Here is a 24,685-nt window from a genome sequence, read left to right as displayed (position 1 = left end):
TCTGATCATCATCGTCCTCGCGGTGGCTGTAGGGCTTCCGGCCGTCATCATCGTGTGGACCACCATCTCGCGGTCGATCACGCACGACGAGGACGAACTACCGCGGTACTCGAGCGACTTGCTGCCCGCGTGCAAGCATGCCGGCACCGCTTACTCGACGGCGGCGGCGTACACGGGGCCGGCGCCCCATCCCATCGTGGTGCTGGAGAGCCTCGACGACTCCGGAGCGAACTGGTGGTCTCTGGGCGGCCTGCGCGGTTCCGCCGGTGCCGAAAGCTGGGACTCCCTGCAGGTCGCCGAGGTGCAGTTGGTCGCTTGCGTGCAGCGGACGGCGACCGGCGCCGTCGTCGCGTCGTGTCCCTACAAGTCCGTCATCGCGCCGGGCAGCACCGCACCACCGACCGTCCTGACCATGCGGGCAGCCGACTACCAGGTCACGGTCTACGAACTTCGTACCCACCATGAAGTCGGCAAGCTGACCGTGCCAGGCACCGACAATTCCTGTCCGCCATACGAACGTATATCCATTGGCAGCAACGATAAGTCCGCGGAACCCCTGTATGCGCAACTCACTCCGCCCCAGCTACGGACCACACTGACCCCGTACTTGTCCCGATCGGCGTGAGAACGGAGATACTGCTGACACACGTGCGTGGGCGCTGACACCGGGTTGATCAGGAGGCCTCGGGCCGGTTCGTGGTTCACTGGCGCGTATGGCCTTGCTTCCGCGTACGTCTGCCCGGGCGCCGCTGTGACCGCGGAACCGGCCGCGGCCATCCGGCCGCGCAACCGCAAGCAGCTCATCGTCGAAGCGGCCAGTCGCGCGTTCAGTGCGCACGGCTACCACGCGGCGTCCATGGAGGAGATCGCGGCCGCCGTCGGCATCACCGCGGCGGCCCTGTACCGGCACTTCCCGAACAAGTACGCGCTGTTCGCCGAGTGCGCGAACGTCATGGCCGACCGGCTCGTCACCGCCCTTGACGAGGTGCCCGCCGAAGCGGCCCTGGTGGACGTGTTCGCCGCCATCACCGGGGTCACCGTCGCACATCGCGCGTCGGGCGGCGTGTACCGCTGGGAGGCCCGCTACCTCAACCGCGAGGATCGCGGCGTGCTCAGGAAGAAGTTCGCGCACGTCGTCGGTCGGGTGGCCCACGTCGTGCGGCGCGAGCACCCACTCCCCGACGAACAGCTACGCGCCGCCGCGGCGCTGGGCGTGATCGGGTCCATCACGATGCACCGCACCTCGATCGCGCAACGCCGCGCCGAACAGCTGCTCGTGGCGTCCGCCATGCGCGTGGCCGCAACCGATCCGACGGCCGCCACCGGATGCGCACGCGTCGTCGAACTGCCCACCCCACCCGTGCCACGCACCCGGCGCGCGGAGATCCTCGCGGCCGCCATCCCCCTGTTCGAGCAGGACGGGTTCACCAACGTCACGAACGGCAGGATCGCCGAAGCCGTAGGCCTGGTCCCATCCGCGCTCTACCGTTACTTCCCCGGCAAAGCGGACATCCTCGCGGCCGCCTGTCTCCAAGCCGCAGGACTCCTGACCCACGCCGTGGAACAAAACCTCCGCGGCGTGACCGACCCACACAACGCCGTGGCCGCCCTCGCGGCAACCTACGTGGCCTACAGCTTCGAACACACCGCACTCACCAGCGTCGCCAACGCCGAACTCGCCGGCCTGCCGGACAACCTGCAACGCCCCCTCGTCATCGCACAACGCGAGCACATCGCCTTGTGGGAGCAGCAACTGCGGCTGGCACGCCCAGAACTCGACTCACGGCAAGCCCGGGTCCTGGTGCACGCCGGGTTCGGTGTGGTGGTCGAGGCCGGCCGCAGTCTCCGGTGGCAGGACAGCGCCGATCACCGCGATGCCGTGGCCGCGTTGCTCGTGAGTGCCCTGGGCCTGTGACGATCATCCGCCTACCCGCCCCGCACCGGCTTGCCGGCCCTTGTCCATGACGCCGACCGGGGACGTGCTGCCGTTCCGCATCTCGTGGTGCGGGCACGGCACTCACCATCCCCGGCCGGACGCCGTGGCGGATTTCGGTTCGTGGGACGGGTTACTGCAGGGCGCAGGTGGCGAACCGGTCGAGGCCCTGGGGTTTGCTGCCGACCCGGCCGATGTCGATGGCGATCCGGTCCAAAGTGGACTTACGCTTGTCGGCCAGTGGTCCGAGGATGGCGTTCTGGACGAAGTTGGGCCCGCCCTGGCCGGCGGTGTCCACCAGGCGTTTGTTGGCCTCGGCGAGTTGCTTGTCGAGGTTCGCCAGTTCGCGTGACACGCCTTCTTGCGCGGCCGCGGGCACGGCGCCGATCTGCGGGTTCGGGCAGACGATCCGCTTTCCCTGCGCCGGTGCCGGTGCTGCTGCGCTGGACGACGGGTCGGTGATCACCGGAGCCGGAGCCGGTTGCCCGCCATTGCCCAGCTGGCACTTCGCGAACCGGTCCAGCCCCTGGGGTTTGGTGCCGACCCGGCCGATGTCGATGGCGATCCGGTCCAGCGACGCCTTTCGCTTGTCCGCCAACGGTCCGAGGATGGCGTTCTGGACGAAGTTGGGCCCGCCCTGGCCGGTCGTGTCGACGAGCCGCTTGTTGGCCTCCGCCAGCTGCTTGTCGAGGTTCGCCAGCTCGCGTGACACCCCGTCCTGCGCGGCCGCGGGCACTGCGCCGATCTGGGGCGACGGGCAGACGATGACCTGCTGGGCCGCCGCCGGGGTATTGCCCTGCGCGAGGGCGAACGCGGCAGCGGCCGAGGTCAGCAGTCCCGCGCTGGCGGCCACGATGATGACCGTGCGCCTGCGGGACGGGTACTTGCGTTTGTGAGACATCCGCGATCCTCACTCGGGTCGTCGGTGCTGCCCCCACGGTGAGCTCCGTGCTGGAGCCGGGCGTGACACCTATTTGAGCCTTCAACCACGGATACGGGCAGGTCCGGCGACCGGTTCAGCGATTCGTTGAGTCCCTTGACGAAACCGGTACCGGATGTGGCCTATCGCGGGCGTATCGAAAAATCCATACACCGCGGCAACACTCGGGCGTCTTCAGTTCGGGGGATGGTCTGCCGAGCTGTCGAGGAGATCGGGTGCTCAAGAGGTGGCACGACTGGGTGGGTACGTTCACCGGGGTCGTGGCGCTGACGGTGGTGGCGCTGCCGTTGGCGTTTCTGGTGGTATGGGTTCTGGCGCGTGTCCGCGGCGGCAGGTTCGCATGGCGGATGTCCCTGGCCGAGGTCGGCATGGTGTACGGGACGGTGCCGGGGGTGTGGATTGCGATGATGCCGGGCTCACGGGCCGGCCTGGTTCCCGGCCGGGTCAGCCTGATCCCGCTGGCCGACCTGGTCACGATGTCCGTCCCGGGGGTCGTCGGCAACCTGCTGATGTTCGCGGCGCTGGGGTTCTTCGCCCCGATACGGTTCGCGGCGCTGGCATCGCTGCCACGCGTCCTCGCGCTCGTGGCCGCCTGTTCGACCCTGATCGAGACCGCGCAGTACGTCCTGCAGCTGGACCGGGTGTCCTCCGTGGACGACGTCCTGGTCAACACCGTGGGCGCGGGGCTGGCCGCGCTCGCTTCCCGCCACTGGTGGCGAGCTCCGCGGCCGGCCCGGGTCCAGGAGTCCGCGTTGAATGGTCACCAGGCCGGGGTGTAACCGGGCGCATATATTCGCGATATGCCTGGTTGCCTAGGGTTGAGGCATGCGCGTGTTGATCGTGGAGGACGAGCCCTACCTGGCCGAAGCCGTCCGTGACGGGCTGCGGCTGGAAGCGATCGCCGCCGACATCGCCGGGGACGGCGACTCCGCGCTGGAGCTGCTCAGCATCAACTCCTACGACCTCGCGGTGCTCGACCGGGACATCCCGGGCCCCTCCGGTGACGAGGTCGCCCGGCGGATCGTCGCCTCCGGCAGCGGCATCCCGATCCTGATGCTCACCGCCGCCGACCGGATCGACGACAAGGCCTCCGGGTTCGGGCTGGGCGCCGACGACTACCTCACCAAACCGTTCGAGCTGCGGGAACTGGTTCTCCGGCTGCGGGCGCTGGACCGCAGGCGCGCCTACGCCCGGCCCCCGGTCCGCGAGATCGCGGGCCTGCGGGTCGACCCCTTCCGCCGGGAGGTCTTCCGCGACGGGCAGTACGTCGCGCTCACCCGTAAGCAGTTCGCCGTGCTCGAGGTGCTCGTCGCCGCGGAAGGCGGCGTAGTCAGCGCCGAGGAGCTGCTGGAACGCGCCTGGGACGAGAACGCCGACCCGTTCACCAACGCCGTGCGCATCACCGTCTCGGCCCTGCGCAAACGGCTCGGCGAGCCGTGGCTGATCGCCACCGTGCCCGGCGTCGGCTACCGGATCGACACCAGCACGGATGACTAGACGCCCGGGGCTCAGCGCCCGCCTCAAACTCACCATCAGCTACGCCGTGTTGCTCCTGCTGGCGGGCGCGGTCCTGCTGGCCGTGGTGTGGCTGTTCCTGCTGCGTTATGTCCCGGACAACGCGCAGGGCCTGCTCGGGATCTCGCCCAACCGGTTCCTGCTGTCGCGCATCTTCGGCCGTGCCGCCGCCGTGGCGATGGCGTTGCTGCTGGTGGTGGGCCTGCTGGGCGGGTGGATCCTGGCCGGCCGGATGCTCGCGCCGCTCACCCGGATCGCCGACGCGGCCCGGCTGGCCGCCAAAGGCTCCCTGTCGCACCGGATCGGGCTGCCGGGCCGCAAGGACGAGTTCCGCGAGCTGGCCGACGTGTTCGACGCCATGCTCGAACAGCTCGAGTCCCACGTCGCCGAACAGCGGCGGTTCGCCGCGAACGCCTCCCACGAGCTGCGCACCCCACTGGCGATCTCGCAGTCCCTCCTGGACCTGGCGGAGAACGACCCCACGCACGACCAGGGCGAGATCATCGAACGCCTGCGTACCGTCAACACGCGCGCGATCGACCTCACCGAGGCCCTTCTGTTGCTCAGCCGCAGCGACCGCGGCAGCTTCACCCGTGAACCGGTCGACCTGTCCCTGATCGCCGAGGAGGCCGCCGAGACGCTGCTGCCCTTCGCCGAACAACGCGAGATCAAACTCGAGGTCACCGGCGGGATGACCCGGACCACCGGCTCCCCGGCGCTGATCCTGCGAATGGTGACCAACCTCGTGCAGAACGCGATCGTGCACAACCTCCCGACCGGTGGCACCGTCACGGTTCACACGGAGTCGTGGCCGGATGCGAGCGTTCTGCGGGTCGAGAACACCGGGCCGCCGCTTCCGCCGGACCTGGTCCCGACCCTCACCGAACCTTTTCAGCGCGGGACCGAACGCATCCGCACCGGTGAGCACGCGGGCGTCGGCCTCGGGCTGGCCATCGTGCACAGCATCGTCCGGGCCCACGACGGGACGCTGCTGCTCACACCCCGGTCCACCGGCGGTCTTGTCGTGTCGATCCGGCTTCCTCCCGGCTGAACGGGCGATCGGCGGCGAACAGCGGGACAATCGGGGGAGCCGTTCTGCCGAACCGGAGGGATCGTCATGGCCGACTACGGCGGGAACAACCGCGAGACCCGGCTGGGTGTCAACGCCGGTCGGCTGTGGGCAAGCGGGCTGGCCACGGCGGTGGTGGCCGCGTTGCTGGCCGTGGTGGGCATCCTGGTCGCGCGTGGTGTGCTCGACGTCGCGGTGCTCGCCCCCAAGGGCGAAGGCGTCTGGGGCAACGCGAACACCTTCACCTACGCGCTGGTGTCCGGGGCGGCGGCGCTGCTCGCGACCGGGTTGATGCACCTGCTGATCGTCGCGGTGGCCACCCCGAACCAGTTCTTCAGCTGGATCATGGTGCTGGCGACCGCGATCGCGGTGGTCCTGCCGCTGACCCTGACGGTGGATGTCGGCGCCAAGATCGCCACGGCGGTGATCAACCTGGTGATCGGCCTGGCCATCACGATCATCCTGAACAGCGTCGCCAACGCGTCGCGCACCATCCAGCGAGACCGGACCACCGACCCCCAGGCGCCGACCCGCGAATGGAACCAGCCGCCCCAGTCGTACTACGACAGCTGAATGTCGAGCCAGACGCGGTCGCGCAGCTCGATGCCGTTGATCAGGACGCGCTCCGGGTAGCCGGTGGCGGGGGTGAAGGCATCGCGCTCGACGGCTGACATCCGGAACCCTTGCCGTTGGTAGAACCGGAGATTGCCGATATCAGCGGCGGCGGTGGCCACCCGCAGCAGCGGCGCCGCCTCCGTGGTGAGCAACTCGACGGCCGCGGCGACCAGCCGCGCGCCGATTCCCTGCCCCTGGCGGTCCTCGCGAACCGCCATGTTCTTGATCTCGCCGACGACTCCGCCGACCAGCTGCAGATGGCCGACGATCTCGCCGTCGGCTGTGGCCACCAGGACCCGGCCCTCGTGCAGGTACGCATCTAGCTGGGCGGGGGAGTCCTCGGCGAGTTCGAACAGCGGCCGCAGCGTTTCCCTGCGGCCGCTGTACAGCTCGATCCGAACGTCGCTCATGGTCACAGTCTGCTGCGCAGGCGCGACACCATCGAGCGAATTTGGTCCTACGGCGCGGGCTTGAGATCGCCGGGGTACAGGTACTGGTCGGCCGGTTTGCCGGACCCGTACACCCAGGCGTCGAAGAAGCCCTGCAGGTTCCGGTGCGCGATGAACTCGGTGTAGCGCTGGAAGTCCCGCATGGACGCGTTGCCGCCGCGGTGCAGCGAGGGCCACGTCTTGAGCACGAAGTCGAACGCGCGCCGGCCGATGTAGTTGCGCAGGGCGTGCAGCATCAGCGGGCCCTTGGAGTACACGGCGGTGAACTCCTTGCCCGGCCCCATGTCGTACAGCTTGGCATCCCACAGCCGTTGCGGCGCGGCCTTGACCTGGTTGGCGTACTGGGTGTTGAGGTCGACGCCGGACTTCGCCTCGTCCCACAGCCACGGGGCGTAGGACGCGAAGCACTCGTTGAGGCACACGTCCTTCCAGTGCTCGACCGCCACCGAGTCGCCGTACCACTGGTGGGCGTTCTCGTGGATGATCACCGGCACGGTCCCGGCCCAGCCCGCCGAGTACAGCGGGCGGCTCATCGTCTCCAGCGAGAACCCGATCTGCTCGTTGAGGAAGATGCCGCCGGCCGCGTCGATCGGGTACCTGCCGAACTTGGACTCCAGGAAGTCCAGGATCTCCGGCAGCCGCGCCTCGGCCTGCTTGGCCGAGTCCGGCGTGCCCGGCGCGAACGCGCTGACGATCGGCGTGCCGTCCTTGCGCTTCTGCCGGTCGAACGTCCACTTGTCGATCGCGATCGTCGTCATGTACGGCACGATCGGCGTTTCCTCGGCCCACAGGTGCGTGGTGCCGCCCGGCGCCTTGACCGAGCCGCGTTCGCGGCCGTTGGAGATGACGCCCCACTCGTCCGGCACGGTGATCGCGAGGTGGAACGTGGCCTTGTCCAGCGGGGTGTCGTTGACCGGGTACCAGGTGGTGGCCGACTTCGGCTCACCGGCCACGAACGCGCCGCCCGCCTTGGCGTACTGCCAGCCGTTCGGGCCCAGCAACGGGTCCTGGATCGGCTCGGGCACACCGTGGTAGTCGATCTCGACCTGGAACGGCTGGCCGCGGTGCAAGGACCGCGACGGCGTGATGACCAGCTCGTGGTCGCCGGTCCGGGTGAACGTGGCATCGCGCCGGTCGACCCGCACGGAGTCGACCGTCAGGCCGTGCAGGTCCAGGTTGAACGAGCTGAGCGACTGGGTCGCCCGCGCGGAGATGTCCTGCTTGCCGGTGAGCTGGTGCGAGGCCGGGTCGTAGGTGACTTTCAGGTTGTAGTCGGCGACGTCGTACCCACCGTTGCCGTCCTGCGGGTAGTAGCTGTCACCAGCGCCATCACTGCCCGGTCTAGCCGGCCCCCAGCCATCACCCGCGACGGCGACGCCGGTGCCCAGGCAGAGGCTGCACACCACGGCAGCCACCACCACGACCGGTTTCTGTCCCCTCATGAACGCTCCTGTCCGTAGGGAGTGGACCTGGGCCCACTCGCCCCCGAAACTATCGCCGGACACCGAGTCGGCTGACCGTTCACGTCATGTTTGTCCGGATAATCAAGACTTCCGTCGGTCCTCCGGGGCGGCCTATTGTCTACAGTGGAAGATCGCCCACCGCGTCCGCCGTGATGTCAAGGGCGCATGTTGGCTTGACTCCGCCGGATTCGCGGAATACCTGTTCTGGCGGGAGCGGACGAGGTCGGACACACTGGGGAGATCCATTGTGGCGCAGGGTAGTTGCCGGTGTCGTGGCGGCGGTCGTGGTCGCCGTGCTGGTCATGGTGACGAGCGGGACCGAGCAACAGGTGGCGGGCATTGTCGTCCCGCAGCCGGAGACCGCTGAACTGTCGGTACCGCAGGCCACTGTGCGTGCCGCCGCGGCGGAGTCGGCCACGACAGCAGCACCCACATCGACCACTACCACCACCACCACCACGCCTCCGGCCGTGACCACGACCAAGCCGAAACCCACGCGCACCACGACCTCGGCGCCGCCACCGCCGCCGCCACCCGCGCCGCCCCGGTTCGACCCGGCGGGGACGTTCCGGATCGTCAACTACGTCAACTCACTGGTGCTCGACAGCGGCGGCCGGGTCGAGCCCGGGTCGCCGATGAAGCTGTGGGAACCGGGCAGCCCGAGCACGAACCTGCGGTTCCAGTTGCTCGAAACCGGCGGCGGCTACTACCGGCTCGTCAACCGCACCAACGGTCTCACCGTCGACGGCAGGGGAGCGACCACCGACGGGTCCTATGTGGGCCAACGCCCATGGGATTCGAGCGCGGCCATGCAGTGGCTGCCCACCGACACCGGGAACGGGCTGTTCACGTTGACCAACCGGGCCACTGGAATGGTGCTCGACGGCGGCGGTCCGGGCGTCGAGTACGGCGCTCGTGCCAAGCAGTGGACCGCGGTCGGCAGCCCGAACCTGCTCTGGCGAATCGAGAAGGTGTAACGGCGCCACGTTCGTGGCGGGGCGGATATCGATCAGTATGTTCTGTGGAGCTTCGCCAGTTCAATGGCCCCACCGATCCGCTGTCGCGACCGGCTGATGACCTAATTGGACAGTCCGGCGGCGCCGAGGTCCTCGGCGGCTGACCGCGATCGCGCCGGTGAGCGTGACGAGGGCGCTGGCCGGGACGGACCACACCACCACGGCGACCACGCTCCCGACGAGCGTGATCCCAAGCGCGGCGGCCCCGATGAGCCGAAGGCCATTGCGGGTGCGTTGGGCGGACTGGAGGGTCCACTGGATCAGTTCTGGGAGCGAAAGCCTGTTCATGTGGCCATGAAGCCAGCTCCCGGACCGGGGATCCAGTGCCCGGAACGCCCCCGGACGACCTGGCACGAAACGGAACGAACCGGGACGGGCGAATCGGGACGGCGCCCGTAACACGGACGGTGATGCGGCGACATCCACCACACAGCATTCCCCGTACCGAACGGACTGGCGCGACGTGGACGACGATCCGGTGAACGAGCCCATGGTCGACGGTCCCGACCCGGCGTCGGCGCGCTCACCCGAGACGTTCGCGGCGCTGCTTCGCGAAGTGCCGCCTCGGCCTGCCGGACCGGGCCGAATCCGCTCTCACGGACGCGGCCCGGTGCGATCTCGGGGACCTGCCGGAACTCGGCCACGAGATCCAGGTGCGCACGGCCGCGCTCGCCGCGATGGACGAGCGCGTTTCGTTGCCTGTCCCGGAACTGCCCTCGGCCCACGAGCTGGTCGTCCAGGCTCGCCAGGACATCGTGGCCAACATCTCGTCGGACCGGCTGGCGGCACTGGTCACCAGCTACGTCCTGCATCCGGCCCCGTCATACGCCTTCTGGTTGTTCGGCGAACCCCGGCTGGCCGAGATCCAGCTGGCGCTCCCGGGGGCCTGACCTGACGTATGTCGAAAGTGGACAGTTCGGTTGACGTCAGGTCTGTTCACCGGCGGGTGTAGATGACGCCGATCTTGTCGACCTCGTCGCCGGCGCGGCCGTGGAACCCGGCGATCTGCCAGCCGGCTGGGGCGGTGTAGGTGGTGCAGTCGGTTGTGGTGGTGCCGCCGTCCACTGTGGAGCCGAGGTTGGTGGTGAGACGGGCGGAGAAGATCCTGGTGTGACCTTGATAGCTGCCCCGGCACAGCCTGGCGGAGGCCAGGTACTCGCCGGTGCGCAACTGGTAGGACTGGGCCGTTCCACCGGTTCCGCCGTGGCCGAGCGTGGTGCCATTGGCCAGTGTCAGGCTCATCTGGTCGAGGCGGGAACCCGCCCGCAACCCGAACGCGGTGGCCTGGGCACCGGCCGCAACGCGGTCGAGGTCGGTGAAGTAGTCGCCGTGCGGACCGCCGAACTGGTCGCTGAGCTGGAATTCGGCGGCGCGGCTCCAGCTGAACCGGACGGCGACCGGGTCGTGGTCGGACAGCATCTTCCCACTGGGGTCGAGGAAAGCGGCGTGCTCGTTGTCGTACGCGGTGGCGGTGAGGGAGATCAGCTTGTTGCCGCGGTAAAGCACCTTGTCGACCACCTCACAGGTGCTCTCCGGGCAGATCGACGGATCGCTGCCCGCGGCGGGCGGGATGCCACCGCGCTGCAGCTGGACCCAGGCGTCGGTGAGGCCGTTGTCGGCGGCGAACGTCCTGATGGTGTCGGCGGCGCGGGTGTAGCGGGTGTTGGTGTCGCCCATGACGATCACGGCGTTGCCCGCCGAATGGGTGCCGATGAACGCGGTCAGCTGGCGGAGGTTGTCCGCGCGCGACGACTGGTCGCCGGGGTTGGTACCGGCGTTGGTGTGCAGGTTGTAGACGTCGACGTAGACACCCTCGGCCAGCCGCAGGCGCATGAACGTGAAGCCCTTGGGCGTCAGGCAGTCGCCGGAGTCGAACTGGCAGGACTTCCAGCGGGTGCGTTCGAAGTCGTCGGTGTCGTAGGGCAGCGACGAGAGCGTGTTGAGGCCGCTGCCGATCCCCGCGCCGCCGCTGGTGGGCGTCCGGTACGGATGGGTGTCCGCCGCGTAGAGATTGGCGTGGTAGTTGAAGTCCTCCTGCACGTTGACCAGGTCGTAGGGACCCAGCCGCTGCCCGATCGCCGTCGTGCTCGACGCCCTCGGCGTCGGCGCGCTGGAGATCCCTTCTGGCAGGCCCGCCACGTTGTAGGTGAGCACGTTGAGGGTCCCGGACTCGGGGCCGGCCGCGGCTGCGGACCCCGTGAGCGTGACGGAAGCGACCGTGATGGCCGCCAGAACTCCAGCAATCGTCCGCATGGTGGACCTTTCCGTCGATGACGCCGCGGGCTCGAACGTGAGGGCGGCTCATGTTAGGCCGGGAGTTAGCGTTAACACCAGCCCTGTTCGGCGGATGACCGGTCCGCGTTTGCGCCCAGGTGCAAAGGGTGGCCGCCGGGGCCGGAGGTAGGGCAGCGTTCATGGGGTTCTGGGGTGGTCTTCTGGTGATGAGGGGTCGATGATGCGCGTTCTCCGGACATTGCGGCGCAGACTCGCGACGGTCTGTGTGCTGTCCGCGGTCTCGGCGGCGATCACGGTGCCGCTCAACGCATCCGCTGCAGTGCCTGCCCTCGGGGGTGGCTACGACCACAGCGTGGAGAAGGGCATGCCGGGGACCCACGGCCCGCTGCCCGCTGGGTTCTCGCACACCCAGGTGTCGGTGAAGTTCCACAACGACCGGGCGGTTCGCCTGCGCGAGGGCCGGGCGACCGCCCGGAGCTCCACCGACACCGCGGCACTGCAGGCGGTGCTGGCCAGATATCCCGGAGCGCGGATCGCCCGCTCCTCGCCGCGGCCCGAACAGGCCATCGACGAGGAGCGGGCGGCTCTGCAGGCCCGCACCGGCCGTTCATTGCCGGACATGAACTCCTGGTACACCATCGACGTGCCGGACGGCATCGAGTCGTTGCTGGCCGAGCTGAACGCGCTGCCGTCGGTCGAGATCGCGATCGCCCGGGCGAAGGCGCAGCCGACCACGGTGGACCCGTTGCGGGACAAACAGGTCTACCGGACCAGCGCCACCGCGGGCTCGGGTATCGACGCCGACTTCGCGCACGGCCTCGCCGGTGGCAAGGGCGAAGGCATCACGGTCACCGACGTCGAGGCAGGCGGCCGGGACTCGGCCGACCACGTGTTCGGTTCAGTGGCCTCCGGCACCGCGCACTCGCTGATGTTGTTCAAGGACAACGGCGACTTCGGCACGGTCCGGGCGTTCGGGCTGAACTCCAGCGGCCAGCTCGGTATCGGCACCACCACCAACGCCAGCGTGTTCATGCAGGTGACCGGCCTGACCAACGTCATCGCGGTGGCCGCGGGCGGGAACTTCTCGATGGCGCTGAAGTCCGACGGCACGGTGTGGACGTGGGGCGCGAACAGCAACGGCCAGCTGGGCAACAACTCCACCACCAACAGTGCGGTCCCGGTCCAGGTCAGCGGGTTGACGACGGCTCGCAGCATCGCCGCGGGCAGCAACTACGCGGTCGCGGTGCTGGCCAACGGCACTGTGCGGGCGTGGGGCGCCAACAACACGGGTCAGCTCGGCGACGGCACCACGACCCAGCGGCTCACCCCGGTGACCGTCAGCGGTGCCACGGGGATCTCGACAGTGCAGGGTTCGGTGGCCGCGGGGACCAGCCACACGCTGGCACTCAAGACCACCGGTGCGGTGCTGGCCTGGGGGGCCAACTCGGTCGGTCAGCTCGGCCGCAACCCGTCCACGACCACCAGCAGCACGACCGCGTTGACCGTCTCGGGTGTCAGCGGAGCCACGCAGCTCGCGGCCGGAGCCACGTCCAGCTACGCCCGGTTGTCCAGTGGCGCGGTGTCTTCCTGGGGTGGCAACGGTTCCGGCCAGCTCGGCAGCGGCAACACCACCAACCGGTTCACCCCGGCGACGATCTCCGGCCTGACATCGGTGGACACCGTCGCCGCTGGAGGTTCATCGGCGATCGCCACCCGGACCGATCACACGATCCGGGCGTGGGGCCTGAACTCCAGCGGCCAGCTCGGCACGGGCACCACGGCCAATGCCAGCGTTCCCACCGCGGTGCCGCTGGCGCAGGGCGCGTCGCAGGTCGCGATGGGTGCCACCCAGACCATCGCGGTGGACTACACCACGGACCTGATCAGCAACCCGAACGCGCAGACTTTCATCTGGGGCTGGGGCGCCAACGGCAGCGGCCAGCTCGGCACCGGCACGACCACGGCCAGCACCAGCCCGGTGCAGGCGGTGTACATCCGCAACCTGTGGAACACCTGCCACGAGGACCTCGCCAACCGGCCGGCTCCCGCGGGTCCGCCGGTCCGGTTGCAGATCACCACGGGCTCGCCGTGCACGCCGCCGGGTCTGCACGGCACCGCGGCGGTCGGGTTCGTCGCGGCCCAGGACGACAACGGGCTCGGCATCGACGGGTTGCTGCCCAAGGCTCGGCTGCAGCTGGTCAGTGGCGCGGACTGGCAGGGTTCGGTCGCGTTGGCCCGCACGCACTCGCAGCCGGGCGATGTGATCTGGTTCGAGGTGGAGCTCGGGTTCAGCACCGGCTCGTACCCGTGGGAGTGGGCGCCGGAGATCTACGACGAGATCGTCACCGCCACCGCGGCCGGGATCACCGTCCTCGAGCCCGCGGGCAACGGCGGCAACAACCTCGACGACCCCAACGACCCGCAGGCGCGGATGATCATGGACCGGCCGGACTCCGGTGCGTTGATCGTGGGCGCCGGTGAGCCGTCGTCGAACATGCCGTGGACCGAGGAGTGCAACCCGGCGAACTCCCACCCGGCGCCCCGGACCGCTCGCGACTTCAGCACGTACGGCAGCCGGGTGGTCGTCCAGGGCTGGGCGAACTGCATCACCTCGCTGGGCAACGCCGAGCGGCACGACCTGACGCCGTCCGAGACCGACCCGAACAAGATGTACTGGTCGAACATGAACGGAACCTCAGGCGCCACACCGATGGTCGTGGGCGCGATCGGCGCCATCCAAGGCATCCGCAAGCAGACCACGACACCCTACACACCCGCCCAGATCCGCACCCTGCTCATCCAGACCGGCTCACCGCAACCTACCGGCGACCCCCACCACATCGGCCCGCTCCCCAACATCCGGGCCGCTTTGGGCCAGTAGGTTCACAATGGACTGTGGCCCGCGGACGCTTCCGGCCCGCGGGCCACAGTCCCTTCCGCGGATCGGGATCCGCAGGAGTCCCGGACGACCAGCTGGGTCGGCAGGATCACCGGGGCCTCGCGGCCTGCGCCGGTGATCATGGCCATGATCGCCTTGGCCGCGGCCACCCCGAAACCCGGCTTGTCCTGGGCCACTGTGGTCAGTGCCGGATCGACCACGGACGCGATCTCGATGTCGTCGAAACCAACGAGGGCAAGGTCTTCCGGAACGCGCAGCCCGGCGGCCCGGGCGGCCAGCAACGCGCCCACCGCCATCTCGTCGCTCGCCGCGAAGACCGCCGTCGGCGGCTCGGCCAAGGACAGCAGCCGGTGCATCGCGGTGGTCCCGCTCGTCCGGTAGAAGTCCCCGGCCACAACGTAGTCGTCCCGCACCGGCAGGCCGGCCTCACGCAATCCCGTGCGGTAGCCCGAGATCCGTGCCTCGGAGGGCTGGTTGCCCGGCGGGCCGGTGATCGTGGCGATCCGGGTGTGGCCCAGCCGGGTCAGGTGGCGGACGGCCGACACCGCGCCGCCCACGTTGTCCGACGTGACGTACGTGGCCCTCGGGCCGTCGACGGCGACATCCACCGCCACACACGGAACACCGGACTGCGCGAAGGTTTCGAACGCCTCCGCGTCGGACCCGCTGTCGATCAGGACCAGCCCGCCGAGGTGGTGGCGGCGGGTCATGTTCACGTAGCCGACCGGATCGGCCAGCGACGCGCCGACCTCACGGGAATCGCCGCTGGTGGCCAGCATCAGCAGGTGGTATCCGTGCGCGCTGAGCGCGGATTTCAACCCGATCAGCAGATCCTGCAGATACGGGTGCCGCCAGCCCGGTCTGCGGTGATCGGTGTCCCAGACCAGGCCGATCATCGTGGATTGCCGCGTCGACAATGTCCGCGCGGATTCATTGGGCCGGTAGTCCAGTTCCCGGGCGACCCGCAGAACGCGTTCCCGGGTCTCCTCGTTCACCGTTTCCGGCTGGTTGAACACGCGCGACACCGTCGCGATGGACACGCCGCAGAGCTCGGCGATCTCACGCCCGGTCGCCATCGGGCCTCCGTCCCACCGTAAGCGGTTACATCAACCTACGCAGCCGCGCTCGCCCAAGTCAAACCGGGTGGCCCGATTCGGCTAGTTACCGTTTTGTTACTTGACGGATCTCGGTTCGTCCCGCTGTCATGGACGCCACACATCTCGGGCCGGCTGACGTGAGAACCGCGTATCGCACCGCCGGTCCATTCGTTCGAGGCGCATTTCGCCCTTGAGCGCGCCCAAAAACAACGGAGGCCTTCGATGCGCCCCAAAGCAATGGCCGTCATGTGCGCCGCGCTGGTCACCAGCACAGTGCTCAGCGGCTGCGGCGGTGAGTCCGGAGCCGGTGGCAAGACCAAGCTGACCATCGGTTTGTTCGGCAATTTCGGCTACAGCGAGCTGCTCAAGGAGTATGCGAGCAGCCACCCGGACATCGAGATCCAGGACCGCACCGCCTCCTACTCCGACCACCACAAGAACCTCGCCGCCCACCTGGCGACCGGCAACGGCGCCGCGGACATCGAGGCCGTCGACACCGGCTACATCGCCCAGTTCAAGGCCACGCCGGACAAGTTCGTCGACCTGAACACCAAGGGCGGCGACCAGCTCAAGGACCGCTGGCTGAGCTGGAAGTGGGAGTCCTCGCTGAGCAAGGACGGCAAGCAGATCGGCTACGGCACCGACGTCGGCGGCCTGGCCATCTGCTACCGCCGCGACCTGCTGGAGAACGCCGGGCTCCCGTCGGACCGCGAGCAGGTCGCGGCGCTGTGGCCGACCTGGCAGGAGTTCATGAACGCGGGCAAACGGTTCCAGGCCAAGGCACCCGCGGGGGTGAAGTGGTTCGACGGCGGCCCGACCGTGCTCAACGCGATCGTCGGCCAGGCCTCCTCCGGCTACTACGACAAGTCCGACCGGATCACCGTCAGCGGCAACCAGGAGATCAAGCAGGGCTGGGATCTCGTGGTGCAGGGCGTGAAGGACGACCTGTCGGCGAAGCTGCTCTACTCGACACCGGTCTGGAACACGGGGTTCAAGCAGGGCCAGTTCGCCACCGTCACCTGCCCGGCCTGGCAGATGGCCAAGATCAAGGATCAGGCGCCGGACACCGCGGGCAAGTGGGACGTCACGTCCGTGCCCGGCGGTGGCGGCAACTGGGGCGGCTCGTACCTCACGGTTCCCAAGCAGGGCAAGAACATCGACAAGGCCGTCGAGCTGGCGGCGTGGCTGACCGCGCCCGAACAGCAGGCCAGGGTGTTCACCAGCGCCGGGCTGCTGCCCTCGACGCCCAAGCTGTACGACGACCCGGCGATCGTGAACTACCAGAACCCGTTCTTCAACAACGCTCCGGTGGGCAAGCTGTTCACCGACGCGGCCAAGAAACTCCAGCCGCAGTACCAGGGCCCGAAGGCCGGTGACGTGCAGACCGCCATCGGCAACGCGATGCAACGCGTCGAACAGGGCAAGCAGAGCGGCGAGGACTCGTGGAACCAGTTCGTCGGCGACGTCCAGAAACTGAACAGCTGACATGACCGTTGCGGACCGAACGGCCAGAAGACACCGGTGGGACACCAAGTTCGCGCCCTACGCCTACGTGGCGCCGTACTTCCTGATCTTCGGTGTCTTCGGGCTGTTCCCCCTGCTGTACACGGTCTGGGTGTCGCTGCAGCACCGCAACCTGATCGACGCGGCCGGGGCGTCCTTCGTCGGGCTGGGCAACTACCAGCAGCTGTTCGGCGATCCGTACTTCTGGAACGCCATGGGCAACACGCTGAGCCTGTGGCTGCTGACAACCGTCCCGCAGATCGTGCTGGCACTGGGCATCGCGCAGCTGCTCAACCGGAAGGTGCGCACCCGCACGCTGTTCCGGATGGGCGTGATCCTGCCGAACGTCACCTCGGTGGCCGCGGTGACGATCATCTTCGCCCAGCTGTTCGGCCGGGACTTCGGCCTGATCAACTGGGTGCTGGAGCTGTTCGGCGCCGGGCACATCGACTGGCAGGCCGGCACCGCCACCTCGCACATCGCGATCGCCTCGATGGTGGTGTGGCGCTGGACCGGCTACCACGCGCTGATCTTCCTGGCCTCGATGCAGGCGATCCCGGCCAGCCTGTACGAAGCGGCCACTTTGGACGGTGCCAGGGGCGGCCAGCAGTTCCTGCGGATCACGGTTCCGCTGCTGCGGCCGCAGATCATCTTCTCCACCATCATCGCGACCACCGGCAACATGCGGCTGCTGGCCGAACCGCTGCTGTTCAACCCCGGCACCGCGGCCGCGACCGGCGGCTCGGACCGGCAGTTCCAGACCGCCGCCCTGTACCTGTACGAGCAGGGCTTCACCAACTACGAGTTCGGTTACAGCTCGGCGATCGCGGTCGTGCTGGCCATCGCCACGATCATCGTGGCAGGTCTGGGCTACCTGGTGACCAAACGGATCCAGACGGAGTGAGGCGACCATGACTGCTGTGCTGGACCCGCCCGCGCCGGTGCGCCCGGCCGGGCCGGGCGCTCGGACGCGCCGGGCGGTCAGGCGGGTGGCCGGCCCGTGGACGTACGCCGCGCTGGTCGCGGTGCTGGCCGGCTCGGCGTTCCCGGTGTACTGGTCGTTCGTGGTGTCCTCGCAGACACCGGACGCGATCGGCACCGTGCCGCCGGTCCTGGTCCCGGGCGGCCACCTGTTCGAGAACATCGCCCGGGTCTTCGGCACCACCGACTTCGCGTTGGCGTTGACCAACTCCATCGTGGTGGCGGGCACGGTCACCGTGTCGGTGGTGTTGTTCTCCACATTGGCAGGGTTCGCCTTCGCCAAATTGAAGTTCCGTGGCCGCAACGTGCTGCTGCTGGTGATCATCGCGACCCAGGCGATCCCGACCGAGCTCGGCGTCATCCCGCTGTACATGATGATGAGCGAGTTCGGCTGGACCGGCCGGCTCCCCGCGGTAATCGTGCCCGGGCTGGTGACCGCGTTCGGCGTGTTCTTCATGCGGCAGTACTTCGAGCGGGCGATCCCGGACGAGCTGCTGGAGGCGGGCCGGATGGACGGTTGCGGATCTCTGCTGCTGTTCTGGCACATCGCGTTGCCCGCGGCCCGTCCCGCGGCGGCGGTGCTCGGGTTGTTCACGTTCATGCAGGCGTGGAACGACTTCTTCTGGCCGCTCGTGGTGCTGGTCCCGGAGAACCCGACCGTGCAGACGGCACTGTCCACTTTGGCCAGCGGCTACACCACCGACTACACCCTGGTGCTGACCGCGGCCACGATCGGCACGGTGCCGGTGCTCGCGGTCTTCCTGCTGTTCGGCCGCCAGATCGTCGGCGGCATCATGTCGGGCGCCGTCAAGGGCTGAGTTTCTCGAGGAGACAGTTGTGACCACTGGCTTTCCGGCAGGGTTCCGCTGGGGTGTGGCGACGTCGGCGTACCAGATCGAAGGGGCCGCACGGCAGGACGGCCGCGGACCGTCCATCTGGGACACTTTCTCCACTGTTCCCGGCGCTGTTGCCTCGGGCGACACCGGTGACGTGGCCGCCGATCACTACAACCGCTGGACCGAGGACATCGAGCTGCTCGCCGGCCTGCGCGTCGACGCATACCGGTTCTCCGTGTCCTGGTCCAGGATCCTGCCGAATGGGTATGGCCGAGTCGAGCAGCGTGGCCTCGACTTTTACCGGCGGCTGGTCGACGCCTTGCTGGACAAGGGGATCGAACCGTTCGTCACGTTGTACCACTGGGATCTCCCGCAGGCACTGGAGGACCACGGTGGGTGGCGCAACCGCGACACCGCGAGCCGATTCGCCGAGTACGCGACAATCGTGCACGAGGCCCTCGGCGATGTCGTGAGCAAGTGGACCACCCTGAACGAGCCGTACTGTTCCTCGATCGTCGGCTATGCCGAAGGCCGCCACGCGCCGGGAGCCCGGGAAGGACATGGCGCTTTGGCGGCCGCGCACCATCTCCTGCTCGGTCACGGCCTGGCCGTGCGGGCCATGCGCGCCAACGCCCGGCCCGGACAGGAATTCGGCATCGTGCTCAACCAGTCGCCGGTTGTGCCGGTGACCGATGACCCCGCGGACATCGCCGCCGCCGATCGGCAGGACTGCTTGCTGCGCAGGCAGTTCACCGATCCCTTGTTCGGGTCGGCATATCCCGGGGAACTGACCTCGATGTTCGGCGCGATCACCGACTTCTCGTTCCGCCACGCCGAGGACCTGGCGATCATCAGCGCGCCCTTGGACTACGTCGGCATCAACTACTACTACCAGCTGCACGTCGCCGATGCGCCCCACCGGGAACCCGATCCGGCCAAGCGAACCGCCCACGACATCGGCGTGGACACCACACAATTGCCCGACGTTCCCCGAACCGGCATGGGCTGGCCGGTCGAACCTGCCGGTCTCACCACGGCGCTTACCGACCTCAAAGCACGCTACCCACGCCTGCCGCCGATCTATGTCACCGAAAACGGCTGTGTGTACCCGGATTCGAGCGCATTCGCAGACGTGGACCGCATTACCTACCTGCAGGAGCACATCGCCGCGGCCGAAGCCGCCGCGACCGCCGGAGTGCCACTGCGGGGCTACTTCTGCTGGTCCCTGCTGGACAACTTCGAATGGGCGCACGGCTACAAACACCGGTTCGGCCTGGTCCACATCGACTATCCGACCCAACGCCGCACACCGCGCGCCAGCTATCACTGGTACCGGGGGTTCATCTCGGCCGCACGTCAGGTGCCCGCCTGATCGAAGGCATCCCGTAGCTGCAGCGGGGCGGGCGGCGGCAGCGGCCGGGACGGATCGGCGTGGCCGGCACGGAAGCTGTTGATCAGGTAGGCGACCAGGCGGCGGGACGCGGCGAGCGCGGTTTCCGGGCTGTCGCTGGTGATCCCGTTGTTGGCCATGATCACCATGGCGACGTCCTCGATGGCGAAGTCGGCGCGCAGCTCGCCGGCCCGCTTGGCGCGTTCGATCACGGCGGCGAACTCGCGCAGGGCGCGTTCCTGTGCGCCGGTGACGTCCACGGCGTGCGGGTACGCCCCGATGAAGGCGGCGCTGAGGCCGCGATCACCCGAAAGCATGGCGCAGACCGTCTCGATGGCAGTGCAGAAGCCGTGCCACGGGTCCGGATCGGCCAACGCGTCGTCCAAAACGGACAGACAGTGCCCAATCTGCTCGGCGAACGCCTCGGTGACCAGCGCCTCGCGGGTGGGGAAGCGGCGGTAGAGCGTGGCGATCCCGACCCCGGCGCGCCGGGCGATCGCGGCCATCGGCACGTCCAGCCCGCGCTCGGCGAACAGGCGCTGCGCCACTTCGAGGATCCGGTCGCGGTTCTGCCGAGCGTCGGCCCGCATGTGAGACGCATCGGTGCTCATGGTTCTCACTTTAGGCTATGTGGATGGCATGCTCCACTTACGCCGCTAGCGTGGTCTCCAGGGGCAACGAAAAGGAGATCCGATGAAAAGCGGACCCCGGGTGGAGCGCACTGTCGGCCGGGTCAACGGCCTGATGACCAGGTTGCGGTCCAGGCCCGGCCCGATCGGCCGGCTGCTGCGCCGCGGCCTCACCGTGGTCACGTACACCGGCCGCCGGTCCGGGCGCACCTTCAGCACGCCGGTCGGGTTCCGGCGCAAGGGCGACGAGGTGACGATCTCCGTCATGCTCCCGGACGCCAAGAACTGGTGGCGCAACTTCCTCGGCGAGGGCGGCCCGCTCTCCCTGGAACTGGACGACGTCCAGCGCACCGGGCACGCCGTCGCCCAGCGTGACGGCAAGGGCCGGGTCACCGTCCGGGTGCTTCTGGACCGCTGATCCGTCTGCTGTGGACAGTGCGGGATGCACTCGTTCCGGTGAATGAGTGTCCATCGTGGATAGTCAGCTGCCACCGTGGGGTACGAGTGACCGGTACCTCTGTGGAAGGGAGTTGACCCATGCAGGCCTCGAACCTGGCGGCCGTCGACATCGGCGCGGGCATCACCGATGCGTGGCGCGCGGTGGCGGCGTTCGTGCCCAAGCTGTTGGCGTTCCTGGTCATCCTGGTGATCGGGGTGATCATCGGCAAGATCCTGGCCAAGGCCGTGGACAAGGTGCTGGAACGGGTCGGGTTCGACCGCGTCGCCGAACGCGGCGGCCTGCAGCGGGCGATGGCCAGGTCGAAGTACGACGCCTCGGACATCGTGGCGAAACTCGTCTACTACTTCATCCTGCTGATCACGCTGCAGATCGCGTTCGGCGTGTGGGGTCCCAACCCGGTGTCCGGCCTGCTGACCGACATCGTCACCTGGCTGCCGCGCGCGGCGGTCGCGATCGTCATCGTGGTCGTGGCGGCGGCGATCGCCAACGCGGTCAAGGACCTGATCTCCGGCGCGATGAGCGGCCTGTCCTACGGCCGGGTGCTGGCCAACATCGCCTCGGTCTTCATCCTGGCGCTCGGGATCATCGCCGCGCTCAACCAGATCGGCGTGGCGACGACCGTGACGACACCGGTGCTGATCACCGTGCTGGCCACGGTCGGCGGGATCGCGATCGTCGGTGTCGGCGGTGGCCTGATCCGCCCGATGCAGCAACGCTGGGCCACCTGGCTGGACCGCGCCGAGCACGAGATCCCGAAGATGCGCGAGACCGTGGACACCCGTTCGGCGGAGCAGCAGCAGACCACTCCGGCCGCCGTCGCCCGGCCGGCCGCCGAACGGCTCGAACCGTGACTCGTTAGGCCACTGTGGACGGATGGCCCGCCGCACGGGAGCGACGGGCTTTTCGTCGTTGTGCCAGTTGGCCGTCCGGTGCGCACGGCCGGTCCGATGAGGCAGCCGCGGGCGCCCCGACGGGCGGGTTCACCGGCGTGCGGCCCGGCTGTCTTGTCCAGGTCCGCAGACCGCCCTAGCGTGCGTCGCCCAACCGGATGACGAGCGTGTGGGGAGCGCGGGATGCGCGAAGCCCTGTCGGTCAGGCTGCTCGGGCCGATCGACGTGCTGGACGCCGCCGGGCAGCCTCGCGCGGTGGCCGGTAAGCGGTTGAAAGCGGTCCTGGCGGCGCTGGCCCTGCAGCCGGGCCGGGTCGTCAGCGTCGACCAGCTGATGGACATCGTGTGGGGCAACGCGGTTCCGGCGACCGGGGCGGCCACGTTGCAGTCCCACGTGTCCCACCTGCGCCGGGCGCTCGGTGACCGGTCCGCGGTCCGCGCATGTCCGCCCGGTTACCTGCTCGACCTCGACGGCCAGGCCACCGACGTGGCGACCGCCGAGCGGCTGATCGGCGAGAGCAGCCTGCGGGCGGACCCGGCCGGGCGGGAGAAGCTGCTCGCGGACGCCGTGGCGTTGTGGCGGGGACAGGCTGATGCTGGCCCAGTACCGGTCCGGGCAGCAGGTCGAAGCACTGGAGACCTACCGGCGGCTGCGGCACACCCTCGAGGAGGACCTCGGGCTGACGCCTGCCCAGTCGCTGCGTGACCTGCAGGCCGCGATCCTGCGGCAGGACCCCGCCCTGTCGCTGCCTGCCGTGGTCACGGTGCGGCGAGTCGTGCCCGCGCAGCTGCCGTCCGCGGCCGACGGGTTCACCGGCCGCGAGCGCGAGCTGGCCACATTGGACGCTTTGGTGTCGAACTGCGTCGTGATCTCGGGTACTGCCGGGATCGGCAAGACCGCTCTCGCGATGCACTGGGCGCACCGGGTTCGCGATCGCTTCCCGGACGGGCAGCTGTACGTGAACCTGCGCGGCTTCGACCCGGCCCGGCCGCCGGTACCGCCCGTTGACGCCGTCCGCGGTTTCCTGGACGCACTGGAAGTACCGCCGGAGCACATACCCTCCACAATGGACGCTCAGACCGGGCTGTACCGGAGCCTGGTGGCCGGCAGGCGGATCCTGGTCGTGCTGGACAACGCGCGGGACGCCGAACAGGTCCGGCCGCTGCTGCCCGGCTCCGCGAGCTGCCTTGCCGTCGTCACCAGCCGCGACCAGTCGGTGCCGTTGATCGTGACCGAAGGTGCCGTCGCCGTCTACCTGGACCTGCTGGACCCATGCGAGGCGAACGACCTGTTGGGCGCGCGCATCGGCGCCGGCCGGGTCACGGCCGAGCCCGGCGCGGTCGCCGACCTGATCGCCCGCTGCGCCGGGTTGCCGCTCGCCCTGACGATCACCGCCGCTCGGGCTCTGGCCGGCCGTGGACTGCCGTTGGCCGCTCTGGCCGAGGAGTTGCGGAACAACGTCCTGGACGCGCTGCGGGCCGGTGACGCGGCGACCGATCCGCGTGCGGTGTTCTCGTGGTCCGTCGAGGCGCTGGATCCGGATGCGAACCGGTTGTTCCGGCTGCTGGGCCTGCATCCGGGTCTGGACATCACCGTGGCGGCCGCGGCCAGCCTCAGTGGGATGCCGGGCGCGCGCTGCCGGACCGCGCTGGCTGGGCTCGTCCGGGCGCAGCTGGTGACCGAGCATCGTCCCGGCCGCTACACGTTCCACGACTTGCTGCGTGCCTATGCGCACGACCAGGTCCACGCCCAGGATTCGGACAGCGACCGGCAGGATGCCATCCAGCGGCTCATCGACCACTACTTGCACTCCGCGCACGCCGCCGTCGAGATCGCGTACGCCCCGCCGCCGGTGTCGCCGCGTCCGGCCCGGGACGGCGTCAGGCCGGAGGAGCACGCCAACGGCCAAGCGGCCAGGCGCTGGCTGGTCACCGAGCACTCCGTGCTGCTGGCTGTGGCCGAACGGGCGGCCTCCACACCCGGATGCGAGGAGCAGGCGTGGCGGATGGCCGTGGCCTTGTCCGGTTATCTCCGGTACGCCCAGCACTGGCCGGAGTGGGCGGCCCGGCAGCGAGCGGCGTTGACCGCGGCGATCCGGACCGGTGACCGGCGTGGGCAGGCCTACGCGCGGCTTGGTCTCGGGCGCGCCCTCCGCTGGCTTGGCGACCTGCCCGGCGCCGCCGCCGAGACCACGGCCGCGTGGCAGGACTTCGCGTACCTCGACGACCCGGCCGGGCTCGGCCAGACGGACAACGAACTGGGCATCCTGGCCGAGAACCACCGCGAGGCGCTCGGCCACTACGAGCACTCGTTGGAGAGCTTCCGCCGTGCGGGCGACCTCAACGGCCAGGCGTACGCGTTGAACAACATCGGTTGGTGCCACTGCGTGCTCGGCCGGCCGGAGCTGGCTCCCGCCCGCTGTGCGGACGCGCTGGAGCTGTTCCGTGCCGCCGGAGACCGCCCCGGCCAGGCCGCGGCCCTCGACAGCCTCGGCTACGCCCACCAGCTGGTGGGCGAGCACGACCTGGCCATCGACCACTACACCAGCGCGATCGACCTGTACCAAGGGTTCGGCAACCGGTACCACAAGGCCGAGACCCTCACCCGCCTCGGCGACACCCACCTGGCGGCGGGCGATCCGGCACGGGCGCGGCAGGCGTGGACGAAGTCGTTGCGGTTGCTCACCGAACTCGGCCACGCCGACGCAGCCTCGGTCAGCGACCGGCTGCGCCGCCACCGGTAGCCGCTGGAATTCCCGTTCCAGC

Annotated in this window: 23 protein-coding genes; 17 read left to right on the top strand and 6 right to left on the bottom strand. The window is 69.1% G+C overall.

Annotated elements, in window-relative coordinates:
• The first annotated feature begins 22 nt into the window (after positions 1–22).
• Both AB0J95_RS21455 and AB0J95_RS21450 read left to right on the top strand, forming a co-directional pair.
• Positions 23–625 carry a hypothetical protein gene (locus tag AB0J95_RS21455; RefSeq protein ID WP_364760268.1) on the top strand — a complete coding sequence of 201 codons (603 nt, stop codon included), beginning with the start codon at positions 23–25 and terminating at the stop codon, positions 623–625.
• A gap of 126 nt (positions 626–751) precedes the next feature.
• Positions 752–1,915 (top strand): TetR/AcrR family transcriptional regulator, encoded by a 1,164-nt coding sequence (locus AB0J95_RS21450; protein ID WP_364760265.1) that lies wholly within the window; start codon positions 752–754, stop codon positions 1,913–1,915.
• 151 nt (positions 1,916–2,066) lie between these two features.
• Here the strand turns inward: AB0J95_RS21450 and AB0J95_RS21445 are convergent, their stop codons facing one another.
• Positions 2,067–2,834 carry a hypothetical protein gene (locus tag AB0J95_RS21445; RefSeq protein WP_364760262.1) on the bottom strand — a complete coding sequence of 256 codons (768 nt, stop codon included), beginning with the start codon at positions 2,832–2,834 and terminating at the stop codon, positions 2,067–2,069.
• A 254-nt stretch (positions 2,835–3,088) separates the two neighbouring features.
• Between AB0J95_RS21445 and AB0J95_RS21440 the strand changes: the two genes are divergently transcribed.
• From AB0J95_RS21440 to AB0J95_RS21425, 4 genes are all read left to right on the top strand, one after another.
• Entirely contained in the window at positions 3,089–3,652 is a 564-nt protein-coding gene (locus AB0J95_RS21440) for a VanZ family protein (RefSeq protein WP_364760259.1), read from the top strand.
• 46 nt (positions 3,653–3,698) lie between these two features.
• Entirely contained in the window at positions 3,699–4,370 is a 672-nt protein-coding gene (locus AB0J95_RS21435) for a response regulator transcription factor (protein ID WP_364760256.1), read from the top strand.
• Positions 4,363–5,439, top strand: a complete 1,077-nt coding sequence (locus AB0J95_RS21430) for a HAMP domain-containing sensor histidine kinase (protein ID WP_364760253.1) — start codon at positions 4,363–4,365, stop codon at positions 5,437–5,439. The genes AB0J95_RS21435 and AB0J95_RS21430 overlap by 8 nt, the downstream gene beginning before the upstream one ends.
• Positions 5,440–5,505: 66 nt before the next feature.
• Positions 5,506–6,030 carry a DUF6069 family protein gene (locus AB0J95_RS21425; protein ID WP_364760250.1) on the top strand — a complete coding sequence of 175 codons (525 nt, stop codon included), beginning with the start codon at positions 5,506–5,508 and terminating at the stop codon, positions 6,028–6,030.
• Here AB0J95_RS21425 and AB0J95_RS21420 read toward each other — a convergent pair.
• Positions 6,018–6,482: a GNAT family N-acetyltransferase gene (locus AB0J95_RS21420; protein WP_364760247.1), complete on the bottom strand. Its 465-nt coding sequence runs from the start codon at positions 6,480–6,482 to the stop codon at positions 6,018–6,020. The genes AB0J95_RS21425 and AB0J95_RS21420 overlap by 13 nt on opposite strands.
• 47 nt (positions 6,483–6,529) lie before the next feature.
• Positions 6,530–7,963: a M1 family metallopeptidase gene (locus tag AB0J95_RS21415; protein WP_364760244.1), complete on the bottom strand. Its 1,434-nt coding sequence runs from the start codon at positions 7,961–7,963 to the stop codon at positions 6,530–6,532.
• 266 nt (positions 7,964–8,229) lie between these two features.
• On the opposite strand from AB0J95_RS21415, the gene AB0J95_RS21410 reads away from it, so the two are divergent.
• Both AB0J95_RS21410 and AB0J95_RS21405 read left to right on the top strand, forming a co-directional pair.
• Positions 8,230–8,961, top strand: a complete 732-nt coding sequence (locus AB0J95_RS21410) for an RICIN domain-containing protein (protein ID WP_364760241.1) — start codon at positions 8,230–8,232, stop codon at positions 8,959–8,961.
• Positions 8,962–9,653: 692 nt separating this feature from the next.
• On the top strand, positions 9,654–9,890 hold the full coding sequence (locus AB0J95_RS21405; protein WP_364760238.1) for a hypothetical protein: 237 nt from the start codon (positions 9,654–9,656) through the stop codon (positions 9,888–9,890).
• Between the two features lie 46 nt (positions 9,891–9,936).
• Here the strand turns inward: AB0J95_RS21405 and AB0J95_RS21400 are convergent, their stop codons facing one another.
• Positions 9,937–11,253: an endonuclease/exonuclease/phosphatase family protein gene (locus AB0J95_RS21400; protein ID WP_364760235.1), complete on the bottom strand. Its 1,317-nt coding sequence runs from the start codon at positions 11,251–11,253 to the stop codon at positions 9,937–9,939.
• Positions 11,254–11,452: 199 nt separating this feature from the next.
• On the opposite strand from AB0J95_RS21400, the gene AB0J95_RS21395 reads away from it, so the two are divergent.
• The gene (locus AB0J95_RS21395; RefSeq protein WP_364760232.1) at positions 11,453–14,116 is read left to right on the top strand and encodes a S8 family serine peptidase; all 2,664 of its coding nucleotides are present in this window, start codon (positions 11,453–11,455) and stop codon (positions 14,114–14,116) included.
• 2 nt (positions 14,117–14,118) lie between these two features.
• On the opposite strand, the gene AB0J95_RS21390 is transcribed toward AB0J95_RS21395, so the two are convergent.
• Positions 14,119–15,210, bottom strand: a complete 1,092-nt coding sequence (locus AB0J95_RS21390; protein ID WP_364760229.1) for a LacI family DNA-binding transcriptional regulator — start codon at positions 15,208–15,210, stop codon at positions 14,119–14,121.
• Positions 15,211–15,453: 243 nt separating this feature from the next.
• Between AB0J95_RS21390 and AB0J95_RS21385 the strand changes: the two genes are divergently transcribed.
• Genes AB0J95_RS21385 through AB0J95_RS21370 form a run of 4 tightly spaced genes read left to right on the top strand, consistent with a single transcriptional unit; the run spans position 15,454 to position 19,923 of the window.
• The gene (locus AB0J95_RS21385; RefSeq protein ID WP_364760227.1) at positions 15,454–16,716 is read left to right on the top strand and encodes an extracellular solute-binding protein; all 1,263 of its coding nucleotides are present in this window, start codon (positions 15,454–15,456) and stop codon (positions 16,714–16,716) included.
• Position 16,717: 1 nt separating this feature from the next.
• Entirely contained in the window at positions 16,718–17,638 is a 921-nt protein-coding gene (locus AB0J95_RS21380) for a sugar ABC transporter permease (protein WP_364760224.1), read from the top strand.
• Between the two features lie 7 nt (positions 17,639–17,645).
• The gene (locus AB0J95_RS21375) at positions 17,646–18,533 is read left to right on the top strand and encodes a carbohydrate ABC transporter permease (protein WP_364760221.1); all 888 of its coding nucleotides are present in this window, start codon (positions 17,646–17,648) and stop codon (positions 18,531–18,533) included.
• 19 nt (positions 18,534–18,552) lie between these two features.
• The gene (locus tag AB0J95_RS21370) at positions 18,553–19,923 is read left to right on the top strand and encodes a GH1 family beta-glucosidase (RefSeq protein WP_364760218.1); all 1,371 of its coding nucleotides are present in this window, start codon (positions 18,553–18,555) and stop codon (positions 19,921–19,923) included.
• Here AB0J95_RS21370 and AB0J95_RS21365 read toward each other — a convergent pair.
• Complete coding sequence (locus tag AB0J95_RS21365; RefSeq protein WP_364760215.1) at positions 19,908–20,552, bottom strand: helix-turn-helix domain-containing protein; 645 nt, start codon at positions 20,550–20,552, stop codon at positions 19,908–19,910. The genes AB0J95_RS21370 and AB0J95_RS21365 overlap by 16 nt on opposite strands.
• 82 nt (positions 20,553–20,634) lie before the next feature.
• Here AB0J95_RS21365 and AB0J95_RS21360 point away from each other — a divergent pair, with 82 nt between their 5' ends.
• The 4 genes from AB0J95_RS21360 (at position 20,635) to AB0J95_RS21345 (ending at position 24,663) form a co-directional block, all read left to right on the top strand.
• The gene (locus AB0J95_RS21360; protein ID WP_364760212.1) at positions 20,635–20,988 is read left to right on the top strand and encodes a nitroreductase/quinone reductase family protein; all 354 of its coding nucleotides are present in this window, start codon (positions 20,635–20,637) and stop codon (positions 20,986–20,988) included.
• Between the two features lie 119 nt (positions 20,989–21,107).
• Complete coding sequence (locus AB0J95_RS21355; protein ID WP_364760209.1) at positions 21,108–21,881, top strand: hypothetical protein; 774 nt, start codon at positions 21,108–21,110, stop codon at positions 21,879–21,881.
• 222 nt (positions 21,882–22,103) lie between these two features.
• Positions 22,104–22,625 (top strand): winged helix-turn-helix domain-containing protein, encoded by a 522-nt coding sequence (locus AB0J95_RS21350; RefSeq protein WP_364760206.1) that lies wholly within the window; start codon positions 22,104–22,106, stop codon positions 22,623–22,625.
• A complete protein-coding gene (locus AB0J95_RS21345; RefSeq protein WP_364760203.1) occupies positions 22,513–24,663 on the top strand; it encodes a tetratricopeptide repeat protein in 2,151 nt (716 codons plus the stop codon). Before AB0J95_RS21350 ends, AB0J95_RS21345 begins: the two co-directional genes overlap by 113 nt.
• Positions 24,664–24,685: the final 22 nt, after the last annotated feature.

The organism is Actinocrispum sp. NPDC049592, from assembly GCF_040675465.1.
In the GTDB taxonomy this organism is placed as follows: domain Bacteria; phylum Actinomycetota; class Actinomycetes; order Mycobacteriales; family Pseudonocardiaceae; genus Kibdelosporangium.
The sequence above is the reverse complement of the archived record's forward strand: the minus strand, read 5'-3'. Positions and strand labels throughout refer to the sequence as shown.

Excerpts from the sequence above, each read along its gene's own strand:
- AB0J95_RS21445 (WP_364760262.1), bottom strand. The coding sequence starts at position 2,834 with ATGTCTCACAAACGCAAGTACCCGTCCCGCAGGCGCACGGTCATCATC.
- AB0J95_RS21435 (WP_364760256.1), top strand. The coding sequence starts at position 3,699 with ATGCGCGTGTTGATCGTGGAGGACGAGCCCTACCTGGCCGAAGCCGTC.
- AB0J95_RS21430 (WP_364760253.1), top strand. The coding sequence starts at position 4,363 with ATGACTAGACGCCCGGGGCTCAGCGCCCGCCTCAAACTCACCATCAGC.
- AB0J95_RS21425 (WP_364760250.1), top strand. The coding sequence starts at position 5,506 with ATGGCCGACTACGGCGGGAACAACCGCGAGACCCGGCTGGGTGTCAAC.
- AB0J95_RS21420 (WP_364760247.1), bottom strand. The coding sequence starts at position 6,482 with ATGAGCGACGTTCGGATCGAGCTGTACAGCGGCCGCAGGGAAACGCTG.
- AB0J95_RS21415 (WP_364760244.1), bottom strand. The coding sequence starts at position 7,963 with ATGAGGGGACAGAAACCGGTCGTGGTGGTGGCTGCCGTGGTGTGCAGC.
- AB0J95_RS21400 (WP_364760235.1), bottom strand. The coding sequence starts at position 11,253 with ATGCGGACGATTGCTGGAGTTCTGGCGGCCATCACGGTCGCTTCCGTC.
- AB0J95_RS21395 (WP_364760232.1), top strand. The coding sequence starts at position 11,453 with ATGATGCGCGTTCTCCGGACATTGCGGCGCAGACTCGCGACGGTCTGT.
- AB0J95_RS21390 (WP_364760229.1), bottom strand. The coding sequence starts at position 15,210 with ATGGCGACCGGGCGTGAGATCGCCGAGCTCTGCGGCGTGTCCATCGCG.
- AB0J95_RS21385 (WP_364760227.1), top strand. The coding sequence starts at position 15,454 with ATGCGCCCCAAAGCAATGGCCGTCATGTGCGCCGCGCTGGTCACCAGC.
- AB0J95_RS21380 (WP_364760224.1), top strand. The coding sequence starts at position 16,718 with ATGACCGTTGCGGACCGAACGGCCAGAAGACACCGGTGGGACACCAAG.
- AB0J95_RS21375 (WP_364760221.1), top strand. The coding sequence starts at position 17,646 with ATGACTGCTGTGCTGGACCCGCCCGCGCCGGTGCGCCCGGCCGGGCCG.
- AB0J95_RS21365 (WP_364760215.1), bottom strand. The coding sequence starts at position 20,552 with ATGAGCACCGATGCGTCTCACATGCGGGCCGACGCTCGGCAGAACCGC.
- AB0J95_RS21360 (WP_364760212.1), top strand. The coding sequence starts at position 20,635 with ATGAAAAGCGGACCCCGGGTGGAGCGCACTGTCGGCCGGGTCAACGGC.
- AB0J95_RS21355 (WP_364760209.1), top strand. The coding sequence starts at position 21,108 with ATGCAGGCCTCGAACCTGGCGGCCGTCGACATCGGCGCGGGCATCACC.
- AB0J95_RS21350 (WP_364760206.1), top strand. The coding sequence starts at position 22,104 with ATGCGCGAAGCCCTGTCGGTCAGGCTGCTCGGGCCGATCGACGTGCTG.
- AB0J95_RS21345 (WP_364760203.1), top strand. The coding sequence starts at position 22,513 with ATGCTGGCCCAGTACCGGTCCGGGCAGCAGGTCGAAGCACTGGAGACC.